Source organism: Mycobacterium sp. E2479 (assembly GCF_001667925.1).
In the GTDB taxonomy this organism is placed as follows: domain Bacteria; phylum Actinomycetota; class Actinomycetes; order Mycobacteriales; family Mycobacteriaceae; genus Mycobacterium.
The window spans coordinates 91,382-105,909 of record NZ_LZJR01000153.1 but is presented as its reverse complement, the minus strand read 5'-3'; the positions used below and the strand labels follow the sequence as shown (position 1 = coordinate 105,909).

Genomic DNA, 14,528 nt, shown 5'->3' with positions numbered 1-14,528 from the left:
GCCCTATTCCCTGTTGTATTACTGCATTTGGTCCAGCATGTCCTGGAAGGCGGCCTTGAGCCGTAGTGCCTTCTTGATCTCGTCGGCGGTGACGTAGGGGTACTCCCCGTACTCCAAGAAGCTCGGGAACTGGTGGTCCCGGACGAACTTGATGAATGCCTCAGGGTTTTCCTTCCAGTCCTCCGGGAAGCCCTCCAAGTTCGTGAACACCGTCGTGATTCCGGTCTGGCTGAACAGTTGCACCGCATCCTCGGTGTACTTGTCGAAGTCGGTGTCGAAGATGCCCTGATATTGGAAGTGCAGTCCCGAGCCGACGTCGAAGAGCACCCAGCGCAGGTAATGCAGCCGCAGCGGCGCGAGCACGTCGGGGCTGCCCTTGATCGCCTCTTCGATTTGCTTGCCATACGCACGGACGGCCTCCTCCCGTCCCTCCTTGACTTTGGCGATGATCGAAAAGCCGTAACACGCCGGCGTGCGGGGATATACCGGCCCGTAGCGACCGCGCTCAAGCTCGAAATAGCCCTCCCTGGGGATGGCCATCGCGGCCGGTTTGCTCCAGTCTTGGTCGGTCGCCGGCATCGTCCTTCTCCATTCGCTATTCCGGTGGACGCGACGCTACGCCGTGATCTTGGCCGACGTACCCGTTTCCAATGCGACGAAATTTTCTTAATCCATTCGCGATATCGCAGTGGCGCGGTATCAGCTGTGGTTAGCTGAACGTGCGCAACGACCGCCACCGGGCTCCGGCCAGGTTCAGTAGCAGAACGGAGGAGTCAGCCATGTTGGTCCCAGGAATCATTCCGCATCGGATGGTGGTCGGCGCGATCGGCGCTGGCGCGGTTACCGGCACCCTGTTGTTTGCTAACGCGGCGAGCGCCGCGGCCGACGCGCCGCCTCGCCCGCCGGACTGCACAGCTGCGAACGTGGCCAGTGTCGCGGCTGGTGTTGCCGCAGCCCTCTCGACCTACCTACTCACTCACCCGGACGTAAACGGGTTCTACACCGGCCTTCAAGACCAGCCGAAAGATCAAATCCAGGACCAGGTGCAGAGCTACTTCAAGGCCAACCCACAAGAAGAGGCCGACCTGGAGGGAATCCGTCAACCGATAACTGATATTCGGCAGCGTTGCCAGTGGACTCCGTTGATTGGGCAGGCCACCACTCCCTGAACGATGTAGCGCGAAACCTGGTCATGTTCGAATTTAAATCGGCTACCGAGCGCAAATGCTGCACCAATCGGCCCAATAGTCCTGTGTCGCAGTGGAATCCGCTAGGGCCCTCGGTGCGCGTGCCAGCCCGAAGAACCCAGCCGTGATGGAAAGGAGATCACTATGAACTTGTGGAAGCGGTCTTGGACGACCGCAGGGATAGCGATATTGGCCCTGACTGCTATTCCAGAGATATGGGCCGCCGTGGAGCCTTCCGGGGTGGCGGAAGCCGACGTCTGCGCGGGTGTCGGCAGGCGTGTTTCCGTTAGCGGGTGCGCCAACCTAGCCGATACTGTCAACACGTTTGCCCCGCCGCCGGACGCCTATGCGCCGCTACCGCAAGACTTTCCACCCCCGCCCCCGCCACCACCGCCACGAGCAGGCGTTTGCGTCGGAGGCGGCCGGCGAATCCACGTCAGCACCTGCTTTTAGAAGTGCGGGTGCGCATGGCGTCCGCTGACATCGATGCGACTCTCAGCCGGTGCGCTGGCTCATCTCGATGACCAAGTTGATTGTCATCGCTACGATCACCACCCCGACCAGATATGACAACAGGGCCGCCCAGGATTCGACTAGATGGCTCAGCACCCAGCACAGCAGCCTCGTAACCGCGACGGCACTGATGCCGTCCGCGGGGATCAGCTTCCTTTGGTTCATCGGTGTCGTGCGCGACGGGCTTGGACGCTTCGAGGACCGATTTTTGGCCTCGGTGTTCTTGGGCAGCGGACCGCTATTTCTCGCGATGACATTCGTTGCGGCCCCAGTGGTCGCCGGACTGGTGGCCACAAATACGGGCGCGATCGACTCGCCTGCGCGAGCCGGCGTGATCGACCTCGGCAGATTTGTCGTATTGGCGGCGACCAAGACCTACGCGATCCGGATGGCGGCGGTGTTCATGCTGTCGCTGGCCACCATCTGGCTGAGGACTGGCCTGATGCCCCGCTGGCTGGTCGCGATCAGCTACCTGGTGGGGGTGGGGCTGCTGATCGCCGGCGACCGAGCATGTGGATCGCGATGGCCTTCCCCGCGTGGGTGCTGGTAGTCAGCGGCTGATCCTGGCCCGATCGGGACCGTTCGAGGAACTGCGGAACAGGCAGCACTGAACGGTTCCACGCCGTCGCCAAGGCCGGCCCAGGGGTGGGCGACGCTGCAATGAGCAACGCATCAACGCCCCACCGGGAGGGTGACCCCCCCGGGAAATAGGCTTTGAAGTGCGCCGTCAGGGTTTCGAACCCCGGACCCGCTGATTAAGAGTCAGCTGCTCTACCAACTGAGCTAACGGCGCTTGTGGTCGGCCGAGACCGCGTAGGCGACAATAACAGGCGTTGCGCCACGGAGTGAAATCCAGACCTTCTTCCAGGATAGCCGCCCGAAGCTGAACAGGCCCGTAGACGTCCCCGCGTGCCGCGGCCAACCATCGACCGGCTGCCGTCGACTTCTCATGCCGCGATACCGGGGGCGGCGAAAGGCGCTGCGGCACAGGGTGTTTTGTGGCCTCACAACACGGTGCCGGTGTACGGTGCCCGCTCGGCCATGAAGGCGGCGTCCAGCTCGCCCAGCGCTCCCTGGCGCACTTCGGTGATGCGGTTGGCGCGGGCGAGCTGGGAAGCCCGATGCGCCCCCATGTAGATGCTGGCCAGGTCGGCCAGACCGATCTTGATGTCTGCCGACCCGTCATGGGGCGTGCATTTTCCGACGCCGTCGCGGGTCTGCAACTGAAAGCGCCCTCCCGCCAGGTTGAGCGGGTCGGTGACTTCCAGCACGATGTCGGCATCGGCGGCGTAGGTACGTGCTCCGAGCGTTTCGGGCACGTCGTTGATACGCACCCACAGGAAGTCGCTCACGCCCGTCGTTTCAGCCGCGCGTTGGTCGACGAGTTTGAGGGGCAGCGGGTCATCCGGTGGCACGTCGATCTCTATGCGATAGAACATCTCCAATACCAGCAACGTCTGCAGTAGCTCGGTGTGCGCCTCGTCGGTGATGGGGCAGAAGTCCTCGACGACCACCGTGCCAAGCGGTGGACGGAACGCATGCTGGTGTGAGCCGACCACCCGGTAAGTCAAAAAGCCGTCGGGATGGATGGTGTAATGTAGCGCAGATCCGTTGCCGCGCTGGGTCGCTCGGTCGTCCATGTAGTCGGCCCACCACGCACCATTGCGGGATATCGCGCCATTGGTTGCGGCACACCATCGTTCGTAGATCTCGGGAACGTTTCGTCGCGCCTCGGCGGCGTTGACCTCACGCGCCCGAAGGTGACTCGGCGCGCCGCGCAACTTCGCGAAGCGGCGGTCAATGGAGTAGGTGCGGCTGTAACTCGACACACCGGCGCCGAAGCCGTCGTACATCGCCGTCTGTGTCGGAACGCCGCAAACGACGGGATAACCACGGTCCAACAGGATTCCGAGTCCCTGGGCGCTGAGCTGGGCCCACAGCCCCTTGCCCTGATGCGTTGACGCAACGGCGATCATCGTCAGCCACGCGACCCGCAAGTGGGCACCGCCCGGCACGGTGAGCTGCGAGGGATAGATGATGGACGTGCCCACCAAATTCGAATGCTCCGGATCGGAGAGATCCTCGGCGATCAGGATGTCATCGAGGCTGACTCGGCGTTTCCACGCTTCAAGATCTTCCGGGCCCACCGGATCGCCGAAAGTCCGGGCCTGATTCTCGAAGACCGCCTGCCAGTCCGCTTCGGTGGGATGCCGAATATTGGTGCCGTCGTCCGTGTCGTCCGTGTCGTCCATCGCACATCCAATCTGCATGTAACCCAGGCAAACCGGCACTGCGCACACCAAATCCAGGTACCGAGTGTGCTTTTACATTCGATACCCCGGTGCCCGAGCGTCAAACCTCCATCGGCAGATCGACAGGACGCCGCCGCCACCCCGGGCTGATGTGAGCAATTCGCAGCTGGGCGGGTCAACGCGCGCGGTTTCGGGTAGGCGATACGGCATGCTGCGAGTAATCACCCGGCTTGCCATCGCCGCGCCGCGCCGCATCATCGCGGTTGGCGTGCTGGTGCTGCTGGGGAGCGCGATCTTCGGGCTGCCCGTGGTCAACAAGCTTTCCGGCGGTGGGTTCCAGGACCCCACCGCCGAGTCTTCGCGGGCGAGCGACACCCTTCGGGACAAGTTCAACCAGACCGATCAGCAGATGTTGATCGTGGTGACCGCGCCCACCGGCGCCCGCGGTGATCAGGCACGTCGGGTCGGCATTGACATCGTCGACCAGCTCAAACGTTCGCCGTGGGTGCTCAACGTTTCGTCGGCGTGGACGTCGCCGCCTGCGGCTGCGGCCCCACTGGTGAGCAAGGACGAGAAGTCCGCAATGATCGTGGCCGGCCTCAAAGGCGGGGAAAACGACGCGCAGAAATACGCCAGCACGCTGACGAAGGACCTGGTGCATGACCGGGACGGCGTCACCGTGCGCGCCGGCGGGATGGCGGTTGCGTATGCGCAGATCAACGACCAGAACCAGCGTGACCTGCTGCTCATGGAGTCCATCGCGATTCCACTGAGTTTCGCGGTGTTGGTGTGGGTGCTCGGCGGAGTGGTGGCGGCGACGCTGCCGATTGTCCTGGGCGCATTGGCTATAGCGTGCACCATGTCGGTGTTACGGCTGATCAGCTTGGCCACCGATGTGTCGACGTACGCGCTGGACCTCAGCATCGCGATGGGCCTTGCCCTGGCCATTGACTACAACCTGCTGATCATCACTCGCTATCGCGAGGAGTTGGCGCGCACCGAGGATCGCGACCGGGCGTTGTATCGCACCATGGCCACCGCCGGGCGGACCGTGCTGTTTTCCGCCACCACCGTTGGCTTGTCGATGGCGGTGATGGCGCTGTTCCCGATGTACTTCCTGAAATCGTCGGCCTACACCATCGTGGCCACCGCGGTCATCGTCGCGATCGCGGCCGTGGTGGTGACCCCGGCCGCCATCGTGCTGCTGGGGCCCCGACTGAACACGATGGACGCCCGTCGCGCGATGCATCGCATCCTGCACGGGCAGCGGTCATTCCGCGATCCGGCTCACCAGCCACTGGTGTCGCAGTTCTGGTACCGGTCGACCAAGTTCGTCCTGCGCCGGGCGATGCCGGTCGGCTTGAGCGTCGTCGCGCTGCTGTTGTTACTTGGGGCGCCTTTTCTGGGCGTGAAGTGGGGTTTTCCCGACGAGCGGGTGCTACCGCGCTCGGCGTCGGCGCGCCAGGTCGCTGACATGCTGGACAACGACTTCGCTAACGGGTTGGGGACCTCGGTGTCCGTGGTGGTTCCCGACGCCCGCGGGTTGAGCGCCGGCGAGCTGCAGCGCTACGCCGCTGAGCTGTCCCGGGTGCCCGACGTGTCCGCGGTCAGCGCACCGATTGGGACATTCGTGGCGGGGAATCGGGTCGGGGCGCCCGCCGCCGCCACCGGCATGGCCAACGGCAGCGCATTTCTCACCGTGGGCAGCACGGCGCCACTGTATTCGCGGGCCTCGAACACACAGCTAGACCGGCTGCATCAGGTCGGCGGGCCGGCGGGGCGGTCGGTGGAGATGACCGGACTGGCACAGATCAACCGCGACAGCGTCGACGCGATCACCAATCGACTGCCACTGGTGTTCGGGCTGATCGCGATCATCACGTTCGCGCTGCTGTTCTTGCTCACCGGCAGCGCGGTGCTGCCGCTGCAGGCACTGGTGTGCAACGTCCTGTCATTGACGGCCGCATTCGGCGCGATGGTGTGGATATTCCAGGATGGGCATCTGGGCGCCCTGGGCACCACTCCCAATGGGACGTTGAACGCGAACATTCCAGTGTTGTTGTTCTGCATCGCTTTTGGGCTGGCTATGGATTATGAGGTGTTCCTGGTCTCGCGCATTCACGAGTACTGGCTGGCCTCGCAAGCCATTCGTGAGACCCCGCCGACGCCGGCCGAGGCACGCCACGCCACCGACGAGAGCACCGCGCTGGGCATCGCCGGCATCGGCCGGGTCGTCACCACCGCCGCGCTGGTGATGTCGATTTCCTTTGCCGCGCTGATCCCCGCGCATGTGTCCTTCATGCGAATGCTGGGCTTGGGTCTGACGCTCGGTGTGCTCGTCGACGCCACCTTGGTGCGGATGGTTCTGGTGCCGTCCTTCATCCACTTCCTCGGCCACTGGACATGGTGGGCTCCCCGGTGGTTGGTGTCGTTGCGGAACCGGCCCATGACCGGCGAGGGCGGCGAGGTCGCGGTCGGGCGCGGCCGCTGGGCCCGCGATGCCCCCGAGGTGCCGCAGTCAATGATCAGAAGGTGGCCAACCAGAGCCGCGTCCGGTCGTAGCTGATACGAGGAGCCTGGTAGGGCAAGGACTTTCGCAGAAATGACGCCCGCGCTGCCGGACATCGACGGAGAAACCCTTATGGCCCAAGTGAATATCGCCGCATTGCTGGCTCTGAGTTCTGCGCTGTGCATCGCGCTCGGCGACGTCCTGCAGCAGCGCGCGGCGCACTGCGTCGCGGACCGAGCGGTCGGCTCCGTCGAATTGTTCGCCGGCCTGCTTCGCAATCAACGGTGGTGGTGGGGCGCACTGCTGCTCGTGGCAAGCATCGCGCTACAGGCCGCGGCGCTTGGTGAGGGCTCGGTGCTATTGGTGCAGGCACTGCTGATGTCTTCGGTGCTGTTCGCGCTGCCGATCAACGCCAGGTTCTTGCACCGCACCGTGACCGGGGGCGAATGGGTATGGGCCGCTTTGTTGACCGCGGCGGTGATCGTATTCGTAACCGTCGGCAACCCTCAGGCCGGGCATACGGGTGCCTCGCTGCGAACCTGGGCCGCGGTGGCCGCTGTGCTCGGGCCGCTGTTGGTCGGCTGCGTGATCGTCGGCCGGATATGGGGCGGCGCCGCCGCCGCGGCGCTGTTCGCCTTCGCGTCGGGGGCATTGTGGGGCGTCTTCGCGGTGCTCGCCAAAGAGGTCGTCGCCCGGCTCGGCGACGGAGCGGGCGCGGTGACCCGGACCCCGGAGCTGTACGCCTGCATTCTGGTGGCGCTGGGTGGCGTGGCGTGGAGTCAGTCGGCGTTTCGGGCGGGTCCGTTGACCGCGTCGATGCCGACCCTGCAGATGTCACAGCCGGTGGTGGCCGCCGTGCTCGGCGTCGTCGTTCTCGGCGAGACGCTGAACACGGGTCGCGCCGGAACGATCGCCCTGGTGGTGGCGGCGCTGGTGATGACCGCGGCCATCGTCAAACTGGCTCGCCTCGAGGCCGTCAGCACCCGCGACCGGGTCGAGGCGCAGCTGCACGACGGGGCCGGCTCGCCGGTGTAATAGGGTGCCTGGCGGGCTCTGGACCTCGCCAGAATGACGAATTCATTGCGGTGGCGACACCGATCGGCTGCCCCGGCTCGCTTGCGCACGGGAGTGTCGGCAAAAGCCATTAGAATGCCTGCAGCTACCTCGCTGGTCAGCGGTGACCAACTAGAGAATCGGGCGGAAGGTCACTGATGGCGCGTTTGCGGAGATCACGATCGTGGCTGGTGGCCGCGATCGTTCCGATTGCTGTGTTCGCTGGCGCCTGCAACGGCGACCACGCGGCGGCGCCGCCGAAGGTCATCTTCGACAAGGGCACGCCCCTGGCCGACTTGCTGGTCCCAAAACTCACCGCCTCGGTGACCGACGGCGCCGTCGGTGTGACGGTGGACGCGCCGGTGACGGTGACCGTCGCCGATGGCGTGCTCGCATCGGTCACCATGGTCAACGAGAACGGCAAGTCGATCAGTGGGCAGTTGAGCCCCGACGGCCTGCGTTGGTCGACCACCGAGCAGCTGGGCTACAACCGGCGCTACACGCTGAACGTCAAGGCGACCGGCCTGGGCGGGGCGGCCAACAAACAAATGACGTTCGAGACCAGTTCACCCGCGCACCTGACCATGCCCTACGTAAATCCGTCCGACGGCGACGTAGTAGGCATCGGTCAGCCGGTGGCGATCCGCTTCGACGAGAACATCGCGAACCGGGCGGCGGCCCAAAAAGCCATCACCATCACCACCAACCCTCCGGTGGAGGGCGCGTTCTATTGGCTGAACAACCGTGAAGTTCGTTGGCGCCCAGAGCGTTTCTGGAAGTCGGGGACCACCGTCGATGTGGCGGTTAACACCTACGGGGTGGATCTGGGCGATGGGATGTTCGGCGAGGACAACGTAAAGACGCACTTCACCATCGGCGACGAGGTGATCTCGACGGCCGACGACACCACCAAGACGGTGACCGTGCGGGTCAACGGTGACGTCGTCAGGACCATGCCGACGTCGATGGGCAAAGACAGCACCCCGACGGCCAACGGGATCTACATCATTGGCGCGCGGTTCAAGCACATCATCATGGACTCATCGACCTATGGTGTTCCGGTCAACTCGCCCAACGGATATCGCACCGAAGTCGACTGGGCCACACAGATGTCCTACAGCGGCGTCTTCGTGCACTCGGCGCCGTGGTCGGTGGGCGCCCAGGGCCACACCAATACCAGCCACGGATGCCTCAACGTGAGCCCGAGCAACGCCGAGTGGTTCTACGAACACAGCAAGAGTGGCGACGTCGTCGAGGTGGTGCATACGGTCGGGTCGACCTTGCCGGGCATCGAGGGCCTGGGCGACTGGAACATCCCCTGGGCGCAGTGGAAAGCGGGCAACGCCAACACCTGACGGACCGGTCAGTGCAGCTTCTGGGCCGTCCTCGGGCAGTGGGGCGCCCGCCTGTGGGCCTCTTTAAGGGGCGGGTCAGCCAGCGCATGGCAGAAACGCTTACAGGCCTGCTACTGGACTAGCACCACAACGGTTCACGTGCGAGTCCCGCGCTCAGCAGCAGGAGTCAGCGCGCCAGCGCCATAACAAACAGGCTGTCGTCCTAACGCCCGAGCCGGGCCGTTTCGTACGCCTTGCTTGCGCGCTCCAAGTTGACGAAGTTTTCGTGCGACGGGTCATTCCACCAGTCGAGAACGGCAAACGCCATCTCTCGGGCGAACGGATACAGCGGCGATTTTGATCCGCGCGACCACAGCAACTTAACGGCATCGTCTCGAAGTGCACTGGCAGTGCGCTGTATTTCGTCGCGGCCCGGTTCGGGTAGCTCGTGGACGACCCGGTTGAGTATGTCCGCGATTGCGTCCCACACCGCGAGTGCTAGCTGTTCCTCTTCACCGCTCATGGATTGCTCCCGCCAGGTAGGACCCGTCACTGATGGTTCCATTGTGTTCCGCGGGCCCGTCGTGGTGCGCGATCGTTTCGCGGTCGTTCGCTACGCCGCACTGCCGCTTGGGCCTGCGAGCTTCACGATCGAATCGTGATCCAACCGGAATGAGCGTGGCTTAACGCGATACGCGACGAGCCGACCCTGAACGATCCAACGCCGAATCGGCTCAAATGTCGATGGTAAAGAATTCCGCGGTCGCTCAATCGTGGGCTGCGACTATAGCTCTGCCGGGTTCTGATAGATCACGCCGCTAACGGCGGCACACAAGAACCGGCGGTCATACGCCCAAGCGCCTCATTGCGGCACTCTTCACCGGAGCTCCCTTGGCGCTCAGTGTCGCAGTAGCGTCGCAAGTGGTCGGAAAACAAGAGGTCAGGAAGCGGCGACGCTCCCTGACCCAGTGGGGTGAGTGACGGGACTCGAACCCGCGACATTCAGGATCACAACCTGACGCTCTACCAACTGAACTACACCCACCACGGCCGCAAGCCGACCTTCGCACGACGATGGTCAACGAGCGGCGACGTCGATACTAGCCGGTCGGTGGCGCGCTGGCCGAATCGTTTGTCCCCGGTGCGTCTTTTCCGCCGTCAAGGGCGGCGACCACCGCCTCGATTTCGCTGGTAGACGGCCCCGGCGGCGCAACGAACGCGGTCCGCCGATAGAACTGCAACTCGCGAATGGACTCGTGGATGTCGGCCAGTGCGCGGTGGGAAAGCCCCTTGACCGGCTGCCCGAAGTAGATCCGCGGATACCAGCGCCGGCACAGTTCTTTGATCGAGCTCACATCGATCATGCGGTAGTGCAAGAACGAATCCAGCGCGGGCATGTCGCGCGTGATGAAGGCGCGGTCGGTGGCAATGGAGTTGCCGGCCAGCGGCGCCGTCTTGGGTTGTTTGACGTGTTCGCCGATGTAATCCAGCACCATCGCCTCGGCGGTCGCCAGGTCGACGGTGGATGCCCGCACCTCGTCGGTCAGCCCAGAGCGCGCATGCATTTCGCTGACCACGTCGCCCATCGCCGCCAGCGCGGCGTCGTCGGCGTGGATCACCACGTCGACTCCGTCGCCGAGAACGTTCAGATCGGCGTCGGTCACCAGCGCCGCGATCTCAATCAGCTTGTCCGAACCCAGGTCGAGTCCGGTCATCTCGCAGTCGATCCACACCAATTCGTCTCGCACAGCGCTCAGACTAGGCGCCGGTGACGCCCGTGCCGGACCTCGCCCCCGGATGAGGTGGAGACGTAGGGTGAGCGTTGTCGAACTGCATGCCGAATCATCGGAGAAGAGAGGCGCAGCACGATGAGCACCGATTCTGCGGCCACGGCCGCGACGCGGATCGCCGACGGCTACGCGGTCGACGGCCAGGCTCTGGAATTGGGCACGGTCGTGATCGACGGCGACGCCGATCCGGCGGCGCAGATCCGCATTCCGCTGGCCACCATCAACAGGCACGGCCTGGTGGCCGGGGCTACCGGAACCGGCAAGACCAAGACGCTGCAACTGATCGCCGAACAGCTCAGCGCCGCGGGTGTCCCCGTCCTGATGGCCGACGTGAAGGGCGACCTGTCCGGGTTGGCCAGGCCGGGCGAAGGTAACGACAAGACCGCCGCACGCGCCAAGGACACCGGCGACAACTGGGAGCCGACTGGGTTTCCGGTCGAGTTCTTGTCGTTGGGCACCAAGGGAATCGGTGTGCCGATCCGAGCGACCGTCGACAGTTTCGGGCCGGTCCTGCTGTCAAAAGTGCTGGGGCTTAACGCTACTCAAGAGTCGACGCTGGGGCTGATCTTCCATTGGGCAAAGGATCAAAACCGTCGCCTGGTCACCACGGACGATCTACGCGGCGCCATCGGCTACCTGACCAGCGACGCGGGCAAGGAAGACCTGAAATCCCTGGGCGGCGTGTCGGCCACCACGGCGGGCGTCATCCTGCGCGCACTGGTGAATCTCGATGCCGAGGGCGGCGACACCTTCTTCGGCGAACCCAAGCTCGACCCGAACGATCTGCTGCGCCTCAACGACCAGGGCCAGGGCATCATCTCGCTGCTGGAGTTCAGCGGCCAGTCGGTGCGTCCCGTCATCTTCTCCACCTTCCTGATGTGGCTGCTCGCCGACCTGTACACCCAACTGGACGAGGTCGGCGATGTGGACAAGCCGAAACTGGTCTTCTTCTTCGACGAGGCGCACCTGTTGTTCGCCGACGCGTCCAAGGCGTTCCTCGAGCAGGTCGAGCAGACCGTGAAGCTGATCCGCTCGAAGGGCGTCGGGGTGTTCTTCTGCACCCAGCTGCCCACCGACATTCCCAACGACATCCTCTCCCAGCTGGGTGCGCGGATTCAGCACGCGTTGCGGGCGTTCACGCCCGACGACCAAAAGGCGCTCAGCAAGACCGTCCGCACCTACCCGAAAACCGATGTCTACGACCTGGAGTCGGCGTTGACGTCGCTGGGAATCGGTGAGGCGGTGGTCACCGTGTTGTCCGAGAAAGGCGCGCCGACGCCGGTCGCGTGGACGCGCATGCGGGTACCCCGCTCGCTGATGGCGTCGATCGGCAACGATGCGATCGGCGGCGCGGCGAAAAACAGTCCGCTGCAGGCGAAGTACGGTCAGACGCTGTCCCAGCCCGCGCAGCCTCAATCCGTCCCGCAGGATTCGCAGACCCAATCCGCACCGCAGCCACCGCAAACCCGGTCCGAATACCCCCCGGTGCCGCCGAACGAGCCAGTCCCGCCGATGCCGGAGCCGGCGGAGCCCAAGGGCTCGAAGGGGCCGTCCATGTGGGAGGAAGTCTTGCAGAACCCGACCGTGAAAAGCGGGATCAACACCGCGATACGCGAAGCAGTGAAGGGCATCTTCGGTTCCGGCCGCCGCCGGAAATAGCGCCTACCCGCCGCCGAGCTTCTTGTAGAACGCGCCCACGATGGGCGCCACGATGGCGCGCGGACCGTACCCGCTGGCCACCGACATCGCCTTGGACGTCAGGCCCGGAACGACTCGCATCTTGTTGTGTGCCAACGCATCCAGCGACACCCGGGCGGTGTGCTCGGTCGAGATCCATAAAAAATCCGGCACCAGTCGCTCGACGATCGAGGCCTCGGTGTCGTCGGGCAGGTCGGTGCGTACCGGGCCCGGCGCCAGCAGCGTCACATTGACTCCGGATTTGCGCAGCTCGCCGCGCAGGGATTCGCTGAAGGTGTTCGCGAAGGCCTTGGTGGCCGCGTACGTCGCGTTGTACGGGATCGGCGAATTGCCCGCCGCCGAACCGGAAATCAGTATCCCGCCAGACCCACGCTCCACCATTCCCGGCAGCACGGCCAATGTGAGATCGTGCACCCCAAGGACATTCAGCTGCAGCTGGGCCTTTTCGCCAGCCGGATTGAGCGTGGCGACCGGACCGAAGGTCGCGGTGCCCGCATTGGCGCACAGGATCGAGATGGGTCGGGCCGCCAGCTCGTCGCACAGTTTCGCGCGTTCGCCCGGATCGGCCAGGTCGGCGGGGCGCACGTCGACGGTGACGCCGTACTTGTCGGTCAGGCGAGCGGCCAGGTCCTTGAGCAGGTCTTCGCGGCGCGCCGTGACGATCAGGTTGTGTCCGCGAGCGGCGAGTTCGGTGGCGAGCGCTTCACCGATGTTCTGCGAAGCTCCGCTGACGACGGCGCGCGCCTCGGGGCTTGGAGCGGGTAGCGGCATGGGCCAATGGTAGACAGCGGTCCAAACGGGACCCGCAGGCGATCGCGAGCGCCGATAGAGTGCCGGACATGAGCCGGCAGGAGTCGCGTTCCGCCACCCCCGCGCGATCGCGTGTGGTGGCGTGGGCCCTGTGGGACTGCGGCTCGACCGGCCTGAACGCGATCGTGGCGACCTTCGTCTTCTCCGTCTACCTGACCAGCAGCGTAGGGGCCGGCATATCGGGTGCCACGACGCCGGCGAGCTGGCTGGGCCGCGCGGCGGCCATCGCCGGCCTGACCGTCGCCGTGCTCGCGCCCGCCGTCGGCGTGTGGGTGGAGTCGCCCCACCGTAGGCGGGTGGCGTTGAGTGTGCTGACGGCTGCGGCGGTGACGCTGACCAGCTTGATGTTCTTTATCCGCGAGCATCCCGGCTACCTGTGGGCGGGTCTGGTGCTGCTTGGAGCGACCGCGGCCTGCGGCGATCTGGCCAGCGTCCCGTACAACGCCATGCTGCGGCAGCTCTCGACGCCGCAGACGGCGGGGCGAATATCCGGATTCGGCTGGGCAGCGGGTTATGTCGGGAGCGTCCTGCTGCTGCTGGTGATCTACACGGGCTTCATCTCCGGATCCGGCACCGGGCCCACGGCGACACGCGGCCTGCTGCGAGTTCCGTTGCGGGACGGGCTATATGTCCGCGAGGCGATGGTGGTGGCCGCGCTCTGGTTCGCGGTGCTGGCGTTGCCCTTGTTGTTCGTCGCGCACCGGCTTACCGAGTCGTCGGAGGGCCGCCGGCCGACCAGCATGCTGGGTGGCTATCGCAAGTTGTGGACGGAAGTCGCCGCGGAGTGGCGGCGCGATCGCAACCTGGTCTACTTCCTGTTCGCCAGCGCGCTCTTCCGGGACGGGCTTTCGGCGATCTTCGCGTTTGGTGCCGTGCTCGGCGTGAACGTGTACGGCATCTCGCAGGCCAACGTGCTGATCTTCGGGGTGGCGGCCAGTGTGATCGCGGCGGTGGGCGCGGTGCTGGGTGGGTTCGTCGATCACCGCGTCGGGTCAAAGCCCGTCATCGTGGCGTCACTGTTCGCGATCGTCGTCCTGGGGCTGACCCTGATGGCGCTGTCCGGATCGGTGGCCTTCTGGGTGTGTGGGCTGGTGTTGTGCATGTTCATCGGGCCGTCGCAATCGTCGTCGCGCGCTTTGCTGCTGCAGATGGCCAAGCACGGCAGGGAAGGGGTCGCGTTCGGTCTCTACACCATGACCGGGCGGGCGGTGGCGTTCGTGGCACCGTGGCTGTTCTCGGTATTCGTCGACGTCTTCGGCGCCGTGCGCGCCGGCCTGGGCGGCATTTTGCTGGTGCTGATTGCCGGACTGCTGGCGATGCTGGCCGTCCGGGTTCCGCTGCGCGCCACCACGGTGGCCGAACCCGCGGCCGAGCCGTCATAG

The 14,528-nt window shown here is 65.0% G+C and carries 11 protein-coding genes, 2 tRNA genes and 1 pseudogene; 7 read left to right on the top strand and 7 right to left on the bottom strand.

Translation table 11 applies throughout. The features are described from left to right. Nucleotides 1–18: 18 nt before the first annotated feature. On the bottom strand, nt 19–579 hold the full coding sequence (locus A5686_RS22890) for a hypothetical protein (protein WP_067938976.1): 561 nt from the start codon (nt 577–579) through the stop codon (nt 19–21). A 200-nt stretch (nt 580–779) separates the two neighbouring features. On the opposite strand from A5686_RS22890, the gene A5686_RS22885 reads away from it, so the two are divergent. Further along, nucleotides 780–1,169, top strand: coding sequence for a heme-binding protein (locus A5686_RS22885; protein WP_067939065.1), 390 nt, complete (start codon nt 780–782; stop codon nt 1,167–1,169). Between the two features lie 604 nt (nt 1,170–1,773). Next, a pseudogene (locus A5686_RS22880) lies at nt 1,774–2,311 on the top strand (hypothetical protein); the annotation flags it as partial. 109 nt (nt 2,312–2,420) lie between these two features. Here A5686_RS22880 and A5686_RS22875 read toward each other — a convergent pair. Both A5686_RS22875 and A5686_RS22870 read right to left on the bottom strand, forming a co-directional pair. Continuing rightward, nucleotides 2,421–2,493, bottom strand: a tRNA-Lys gene (locus A5686_RS22875). A 211-nt stretch (nt 2,494–2,704) separates the two neighbouring features. Continuing rightward, nucleotides 2,705–3,952: a GNAT family N-acetyltransferase gene (locus A5686_RS22870; protein ID WP_067938967.1), complete on the bottom strand. Its 1,248-nt coding sequence runs from the start codon at nt 3,950–3,952 to the stop codon at nt 2,705–2,707. A gap of 208 nt (nt 3,953–4,160) precedes the next feature. Between A5686_RS22870 and A5686_RS22865 the strand changes: the two genes are divergently transcribed. From A5686_RS22865 to A5686_RS22855, 3 genes are all read left to right on the top strand, one after another. Next, a complete protein-coding gene (locus A5686_RS22865) occupies nt 4,161–6,518 on the top strand; it encodes an MMPL family transporter (protein ID WP_067939062.1) in 2,358 nt (785 codons plus the stop codon). Between the two features lie 75 nt (nt 6,519–6,593). Beyond that, the gene (locus A5686_RS22860) at nt 6,594–7,496 is read left to right on the top strand and encodes a DMT family transporter (RefSeq protein WP_067939061.1); all 903 of its coding nucleotides are present in this window, start codon (nt 6,594–6,596) and stop codon (nt 7,494–7,496) included. A 176-nt stretch (nt 7,497–7,672) separates the two neighbouring features. After that, the gene (locus A5686_RS22855) at nt 7,673–8,869 is read left to right on the top strand and encodes an Ig-like domain-containing protein (RefSeq protein WP_067938965.1); all 1,197 of its coding nucleotides are present in this window, start codon (nt 7,673–7,675) and stop codon (nt 8,867–8,869) included. 202 nt (nt 8,870–9,071) lie between these two features. Here A5686_RS22855 and A5686_RS22850 read toward each other — a convergent pair whose 3' ends face one another. The 3 genes from A5686_RS22850 to orn all read right to left on the bottom strand — a co-directional run bounded on the left by A5686_RS22850 (nt 9,072) and on the right by orn (nt 10,596). Then, nucleotides 9,072–9,371: a hypothetical protein gene (locus tag A5686_RS22850; RefSeq protein WP_067938962.1), complete on the bottom strand. Its 300-nt coding sequence runs from the start codon at nt 9,369–9,371 to the stop codon at nt 9,072–9,074. A 446-nt stretch (nt 9,372–9,817) separates the two neighbouring features. Further along, a tRNA-His gene (locus A5686_RS22845) sits at nt 9,818–9,893 on the bottom strand. Between the two features lie 55 nt (nt 9,894–9,948). Next, the gene (gene orn, locus A5686_RS22840) at nt 9,949–10,596 is read right to left on the bottom strand and encodes an oligoribonuclease (RefSeq protein ID WP_067938960.1); all 648 of its coding nucleotides are present in this window, start codon (nt 10,594–10,596) and stop codon (nt 9,949–9,951) included. Between the two features lie 120 nt (nt 10,597–10,716). Between orn and A5686_RS22835 the strand changes: the two genes are divergently transcribed. Further along, a complete protein-coding gene (locus A5686_RS22835; protein ID WP_067938957.1) occupies nt 10,717–12,297 on the top strand; it encodes a helicase HerA-like domain-containing protein in 1,581 nt (526 codons plus the stop codon). A 3-nt stretch (nt 12,298–12,300) separates the two neighbouring features. On the opposite strand, the gene cmrA is transcribed toward A5686_RS22835, so the two are convergent. Then, nucleotides 12,301–13,107: a mycolate reductase gene (gene cmrA / locus A5686_RS22830; protein ID WP_067938955.1), complete on the bottom strand. Its 807-nt coding sequence runs from the start codon at nt 13,105–13,107 to the stop codon at nt 12,301–12,303. A gap of 68 nt (nt 13,108–13,175) precedes the next feature. Between cmrA and A5686_RS22825 the strand changes: the two genes are divergently transcribed. Further along, the gene (locus A5686_RS22825) at nt 13,176–14,528 is read left to right on the top strand and encodes an MFS transporter (RefSeq protein WP_067938950.1); all 1,353 of its coding nucleotides are present in this window, start codon (nt 13,176–13,178) and stop codon (nt 14,526–14,528) included.

What these genes read in the sequence shown, in the direction of transcription:
- A5686_RS22865 (WP_067939062.1), top strand. Translation starts at nt 4,161, where the DNA reads ATGCTGCGAGTAATCACCCGGCTTGCCATCGCCGCGCCGCGCCGCATC.
- A5686_RS22890 (WP_067938976.1), bottom strand. Translation starts at nt 579, where the DNA reads ATGCCGGCGACCGACCAAGACTGGAGCAAACCGGCCGCGATGGCCATC.
- A5686_RS22870 (WP_067938967.1), bottom strand. Translation starts at nt 3,952, where the DNA reads ATGGACGACACGGACGACACGGACGACGGCACCAATATTCGGCATCCC.
- A5686_RS22835 (WP_067938957.1), top strand. Translation starts at nt 10,717, where the DNA reads ATGAGCACCGATTCTGCGGCCACGGCCGCGACGCGGATCGCCGACGGC.
- A5686_RS22850 (WP_067938962.1), bottom strand. Translation starts at nt 9,371, where the DNA reads ATGAGCGGTGAAGAGGAACAGCTAGCACTCGCGGTGTGGGACGCAATC.
- A5686_RS22885 (WP_067939065.1), top strand. Translation starts at nt 780, where the DNA reads ATGTTGGTCCCAGGAATCATTCCGCATCGGATGGTGGTCGGCGCGATC.
- A5686_RS22855 (WP_067938965.1), top strand. Translation starts at nt 7,673, where the DNA reads ATGGCGCGTTTGCGGAGATCACGATCGTGGCTGGTGGCCGCGATCGTT.
- A5686_RS22860 (WP_067939061.1), top strand. Translation starts at nt 6,594, where the DNA reads ATGGCCCAAGTGAATATCGCCGCATTGCTGGCTCTGAGTTCTGCGCTG.
- cmrA (WP_067938955.1), bottom strand. Translation starts at nt 13,107, where the DNA reads ATGCCGCTACCCGCTCCAAGCCCCGAGGCGCGCGCCGTCGTCAGCGGA.
- A5686_RS22825 (WP_067938950.1), top strand. Translation starts at nt 13,176, where the DNA reads ATGAGCCGGCAGGAGTCGCGTTCCGCCACCCCCGCGCGATCGCGTGTG.